Raw genomic sequence first — 6221 nt, 5'->3', positions numbered from 1 at the left:
CGTCATCATCGATTCCGCCGACCGCGTCCGCGCATTCCTGCCCCAGCTCGATGAACTCGTCACCGAAGGGCTGGTCATCCTCGACCCCGTCGAAGGCGCCGAACTCGAACGTCTCGGCGGCAAGGTCAGCACCGGACACCGAGTCGACACACTCGACGAATTCGCCGGTGCGCGAGCGATCATGCTGGATACCGCGCCCGCCGAACTGCTCCGCATGGCGGGGGACCGGCTGCCAGCGCGCTATGCGAAGGGACTGGGCCGCTTCCGTTATGGCGGCGCGGCCTGCAAAGTCGACTTCGCGCTGTCCGGACCGGTGCCGTGGCAGGCGGAGGGCTGCGCGCTCGCGGGGACCTTGCATCTGGTCGGAACCCGTGCCGAAGCGATGGCGGCCGAAAGGTCCATCGCCGCAGGAAAACACGCGGATCGTCCGTACGTACTCGCCATCCAGCCCGGCGTTGTCGACGAGACCCGGGCTCCGGCGGGCGGCCACACGCTCTACACCTACGCGCACGTTCCGAACGGATCCACCCGCGATATCAGCGAGGATGTGATCGCCCAGGTGGCACGATTCGCCCCCGGTTTCCGTGACTTGATCCTGGCCAAGAATGTCGTCACCGGTGCCGAAATGCCCTCCCACAATGCCAACTACATCGGCGGCGATATCTCTGCGGGCGCGATGACCCTGCGCCAGTTCGCCTTCCGCCCCGTCCCGCGCTGGAACCCGTACGCCACACCGCTACCCGGCGTCTACCTCTGCTCCGCCTCGACCCCGCCCGGTCCGGGCGTACACGGAATGTCGGGATTGCACGCCGCTCGGCATGTGCTGCGTCGGGAGTTCGGAATACGCACCGACCCACTGGATCTGCTGCGCACACCGGAACCGGCCTGAGCGGACTTACCAGTACTTCGAAGCTGGGCGAAACGCGATAGCCGCCCAGCACTGAACGGCTGCAGGAACTGCTCGTCAGACGGTCTGCCTGCGGTAGAGGTCCGGCTCGAGATACATCACCCGTGCGGCGGGTACGGCGGCCCGGACCCGCGCCTCGGCATCGTCGATGGCCGCGGCGATCTCCGCGATATCCAGATCGGGCACGATCGAGATCTTCGCCGCGACCAGGATCTCCTCGGGACCGAGGTACTGCGTCTTGAGGTGGATCACCCGATCGATGCGCTTGCCGTCGACCAGATTGGCGCGGATCGTCCTGTCCTCCTCCGGAGTCGCGCCCTCACCGATCAGCAGGCTCTGCATCTCCACGATCAGGACCACCGCGATGATGCCGAGCAGTGCGCCGATGGCCAGCGTGCCGATGCCATCCCAGACCGGATCATCGGTGAGCATGGTCAGCCCGACCGCGGCGAATGCGAAGACCAGACCGATCAGGGCGCCGGTGTCCTCGAGCAGCACCACCGGCAGTTCGGGACTGCGTGAGTTGCGGATGAACCGCCACCAGCTCGCATTTCCCTTGAGCGGGATGGATTCTCGCATCGCCGTGGTGAAGCTGTAGCCCTCCAGGCAGATGGCGATGAACAGGATGACGATCGCGACGATCGGATTGCTCAGCTCCTCGGGATGCTGGATCTTGTGCACGCCCTCGTAGATGGCGTAGATCGAGCCGAGGGTGAACAGCACCAGTGCCACGATGAACGAATAGAAGTAGCGATTGCGCCCATATCCGAACGGATGCAGCTCGTCGGCGTCCTGCGCGGCGCGGCGCTGACCGAGCAGCAGCAGGCCCTGGTTGGCGGTATCGGCGACCGAGTGCACCGCCTCGGCCAGCATGGATCCCGAACCGGTGATGAACGCGCCGACGAACTTCGCCGCCGCGATCCCCGCGTTCGCCGACAACGCCGCCAGAATCGCCTTCTTGCCACCACCAGCCGACATGTGTGGACTTCCTCCTGTGTTCGATTTGCAGCGCCTACGGCGCTGCGTGTGCACGGCCCCGAGTATTCAGCATCGCGTAGCGATTCGATGAGGGTGGTGATCGGGCGACGGGTGGGCGAGACGGGCCGCGAACGTCGCTCGTAAGACTCGCTCCGTTGTGGTTGCGTAGGCGTGCCGTCGAACGATCAGCCTAAGGGCGGATACGAGCTGACTGTGCGATAGGTCAGGCGGCGCCACCTACACAAGCGCAGAACAACTGCGCATCGCCCTCCACGGCCTGCGCGCGAATCTCACTGTCGGCGGCCGATATCCACGCCGCCGCACCGCGCCCCAACACCAGCGAGGTTCCGTCCTGCAGCAGCCGCGCCGTCCCCGCCGTGCACAGCACGATTCCGGGACCCGCCGAGGTCAGCGGCACCTGTCCGGATCCGGCGGTCAGATCGAACCGCCGCAGCGCGAATTCCGGCGCGGGTGTCCGATAGCGCACCGACCCGTCGCCCGCCGGTTCCGGCAATACCACCGGCAGATCGATCGGTTCGAAATCCAGCACCCGCAAGAGCTCTGGCACATCGACGTGCTTGGGCGTCAGACCGCCGCGCAGCACATTGTCGGAGTTGGCCATGATCTCCACACCGAGCCCGCGCAGATACGCGTGCAGATTGCCCGCCGCCAGGAACAGCCCCTGTCCCGGCTCCAAGGTCAGCCGGTTGAGCAGCAGCGCGGCCAGCACCCCGGCATCGCCCGGATAGGCCTCGGCGAGTTCGAGCGTGGTGCGTGCCTCGGCGGTGAACTCGCGGCTGCCCTTGACCGACAGGTAGCGCACGCAGCCGTCGAGCACTTGGGGCAGCAGCGTGGCCAGCACATGCTGCGGCAACGTGATCCAGGTGGTGAACAGGGTCCGCAGTCCGGCCGAATCAGGTTGGGCGGCAAGCAGGTCCGCGTAGGAGCGCAGCCCGGGCACATCCAGTGCGCGCAGCAGTTCGACGGTGCGGCGCGGATCCCGGAATCCGGCCAGCGCCTCGAACCGATCCAGCGCCACCACCAATTCCGGTTTGTGATTCTCGTCGCGGTAGTTGCGCATCGGCGAATCCAGCGGCACCCGCGCGCGGTTCTCTCGCTCGAATCCGGCACGCGCCTGCGCGGAACTCGGATGCGCCTGTAGCGATAGCGGTTCCTCGGCGGCGAGGATTTTCAAAAGGAACGGCAGCCGCCCGCCGAATTCCGGTGCGGCGGTGCCGAGTTCGCGCTCCGGATCGGCCGCGACCAGCTCCAGCAGGGAACGGGTGCTGTTCTCGAGGCGGACATGTGCCGGATCGGCGGGGTGGGCGCCGAACCACAGTTCCGCCTCAGGATGCGCCGAGGGGACCGGTCGGCCGCACAACCGAGCGAGTGCGGTGCGAGAACCCCAGGCATAGGAACGCAGCGCACCAACGAGTTCGTGCACTAGTAGCGTCCCCCGTCGAGCTGTTCCGTGGTCGGGTCCGCGTCGCCGCGCGCGCCGATCAGCCGCAGATAGGCCGCGGCCATCTCCAGGCGCAGCGCGAGCACCGCGAGTTGTTCGAGTTCACTGGCATGGCCGATGGTGCCGGGCAGGGGTGCGCCCGATTCGTCCACCCTGGCCGGTGCGGGCGCGGCGGGATCGGTGAGCGAAGTGTGCAGCACCTCCACATCCGCGCTCACCAGATCGGCATCGACCAGACCCGATCCGGCGCTACCGAAGACGGCCAGTCTGCGGCGCGCCGCCGCCTGATCGAGATCCGCGCTGAGCACGAATATCCGAATCCGCTCCACCGGTGCGGGTCCGTCGAGTTCCTCGTCGTGGAACAGCGGATCGAAGTTCGGCGCGGTTCGCCCGGCGGCCTCGACCATGCGCGCATTGGCGGCGACGGCCTCTGCCAGTGTCACCGCGCTGGCCACCTTGCCCGCCGACTGCAACAGCACCTCGGCACCGTGCTCGGCCAGTTCGTTGGTGGCAGGGGAGTCCCCGGCCAGCACGATGCCGCGCTGCTGCATGCGCGCGGCCAGCGTCTTGGCCGGATTGTGGAAGACCTCGTTGTGCGGACCATCGCGCAACGCCTCGGCATCGAGCACGTCGGCCAGTTCGGTCAGATCGGGTACGACCGCACCCGAACGGGCCGGATCAACGATGCGCAGCACCGCGATACAGGCCGCGAGGAAGCGCAGCAGGCGGTTGTGATCGAGGACCGGAATCCGTGGCTCCAGCAGCGACGTACGCCCGGCTGCGGCGGCACGCAGCGGTCCTTCGTGCGGCGCGGCGACCACCACCTCGGCGCCCCGGCGCTGCGCGCGGTCGACCGCGTCGATCAGCCGGGGATCACCGGCGTCATCGCCCGCGACGAGCACCACGTCCAACGGTCCGACCCACGGTGGGAGAGCGGCGACGGGCACCACGGGTAGGCCCGCGCGGTCGCCGAGCGCGGCGACGATAAGGCTGGCGGCGCGTGCGGCCCGGCCCGCGCCGGAGACCAGCACCACGCTGCGTGGCCGCAGATCGACGAGGCGCGCGAGCGCGTCCTCACCGACGGCCGCCGCGGTCGCGCGCACCTGCGCGCCACCGGATGCGGCGGAGCGCAGGGCGCCGCCGACATCGGCCGCCTCGAGTGAAGCGGCATCGTCGAGGTCGAGCACCGGTGTTCCAGCGATCATCGGGCGTCCCACCTCCCCTCATCGCGCTGTGTGCGGTCCCGCCCTGCTCCCACCCGGGCTGTCGACTCTGAGCTATCGACACGGGCGCCCAGGTCGGGCGAATCCAACGTCTGTGATTCCACTATTCCAGTCAGGAGCGCACGATGCTCAGGATCTCGGCATCGGGCTGAGTCGTCTACTTCCCTAGTCGTCGAATCCTGAGCATGTGATTCCATTCCGCCGTAATTCCACTATCCCAGTCAGGAGCGGACGATGCTCAGGATCTCGGTTACGAGTGCGTCTACTTCCTCCGTTGACCGGGCCTCGACGTTCAGTCGCAGCAACGGTTCGGTATTCGACGCGCGCAGATTGAACCAGGCGTCATCGGCGAGCTGAACGGTGACCCCGTCCAACCGGTCCACCGAGACGGCCCGATCCCCGAATGCCTCCACCACAGCCATCGTTCGCTCCTTCGCGTCCGCCACCGTCGAGTTGATCTCTCCGGACGCCGCATACGTTTGGTACGACGACATGAGCTCCGAGATCGGCCGATCCTTCTCGCCGAGCGCGGCCAGCACATGCAATGCCGCGAGCATGCCGGAGTCGGCGCCCCAGAAATCGCGGAAGTAGTAGTGCGCGGAGTGCTCACCGCCGAATACCGCGCCGGTGGCCGCCATTTCCTGCTTGATGAACGAGTGCCCGACCCGGGTGCGCACCGGAGTGCCACCGAGTTCGTGCACGAGTTCGGGGACCGCGTGCGAGGTGATGAGGTTGTGGATGATGACCGCGCCGGGCTCCTTGGCCAGTTCCCGCTCGGCGACCAGTGCGGTGATCGCCGATGGCGAAATCGGGTCGCCGTTCTCGTCGACCACGAAGCAGCGGTCGGCGTCGCCGTCGAAGGCCAGGCCGATATCGGCGCCGGACGTGCGGACCAGATCCTGCAGATCGACCAGATTCTTCGGATCGAGCGGATTGGCCTCGTGGTTGGGGAACGAGCCGTCCAGTTCGAAGTAGAGCGGCACCACCTTCAGTTGCGCAACGGTGCCGAGCACCTCGGGCACGGTGTGCCCGCCCATGCCGTTGCCCGCGTCCACCGCAATGGTGAGCGGACGGACATCGTCGAGATCGACCAGCCCGCGCAGGTACTTCGCGTAGTCGGTCAGCAGATCGAGCTCAGTGGCGCTGCCCGGCGTGCCGTCGTAGCCGGGGACGCCGTTGATCACCTCGTCCTTGATGGTCGCCAGGCCGGTGTCCTGGCCCACCGGAAGCGCCTTCGCGCGGCACAGCTTGATGCCGTTGTAGCGGGCCGGATTGTGGCTGGCGGTGAACATCGCGCCAGGACAGTCCAGGTGACCGGAGGCGAAGTACAGCTGATCGGTCGAGGCGAGGCCGATGTGCACCACATCCAGGCCCTGGCCGAGTGCGCCGTCGGCAAAGGCGGCGGCGAGTTCCGGTGAGGATTCACGCATGTCGTGTCCGATGACCACGCGGGTCGCACCCTCGGCACGCATCAACCGCGCGAACGCGGCACCGACATCCTTGACGAATTCCCCGTCGATTTGTTCACCGACGACACCGCGGACGTCGTACGCCTTGATCACCGCGTTCACGAATTCGGCAGAGCGGGCCACTGTCATGGTGACCACCCTAGTGGCTCCTACCGACGCCGCTGACACGGTCCCGCCCCGAC

Annotated in this window: 4 protein-coding genes and 1 pseudogene; 1 reads left to right on the top strand and 4 read right to left on the bottom strand. The window is 67.3% G+C overall.

Annotated features, from left to right (window positions below):
• Positions 1–889, top strand: a pseudogene (locus tag ABZW16_RS30805) (hypothetical protein); the annotation flags it as partial.
• 75 nt (positions 890–964) lie between these two features.
• Here ABZW16_RS30805 and ABZW16_RS30800 read toward each other — a convergent pair.
• From ABZW16_RS30800 to ABZW16_RS30785, 4 genes are all read right to left on the bottom strand, one after another.
• Entirely contained in the window at positions 965–1885 is a 921-nt protein-coding gene (locus ABZW16_RS30800) for a cation diffusion facilitator family transporter (RefSeq protein WP_354959589.1), read from the bottom strand.
• Positions 1886–2108: 223 nt separating this feature from the next.
• Positions 2109–3329, bottom strand: coding sequence for a mannose-6-phosphate isomerase, class I (gene manA, locus ABZW16_RS30795; protein WP_354959588.1), 1221 nt, complete (start codon positions 3327–3329; stop codon positions 2109–2111).
• Positions 3329–4552: a tobH protein gene (locus ABZW16_RS30790; protein WP_354959587.1), complete on the bottom strand. Its 1224-nt coding sequence runs from the start codon at positions 4550–4552 to the stop codon at positions 3329–3331. The genes manA and ABZW16_RS30790 overlap by 1 nt, the downstream gene beginning before the upstream one ends.
• 239 nt (positions 4553–4791) lie before the next feature.
• Positions 4792–6162 (bottom strand): phosphomannomutase/phosphoglucomutase, encoded by a 1371-nt coding sequence (locus tag ABZW16_RS30785; RefSeq protein WP_354959596.1) that lies wholly within the window; start codon positions 6160–6162, stop codon positions 4792–4794.
• Positions 6163–6221: the final 59 nt, after the last annotated feature.

The sequence above is a fragment of the Nocardia sp. NPDC004604 genome (assembly GCF_040609795.1).
Classification (GTDB): Bacteria; Actinomycetota; Actinomycetes; order Mycobacteriales; family Mycobacteriaceae; genus Nocardia.
Note: the sequence above shows the minus strand (reverse complement) of the source record. Positions and strands in the feature narration are given on the sequence as shown.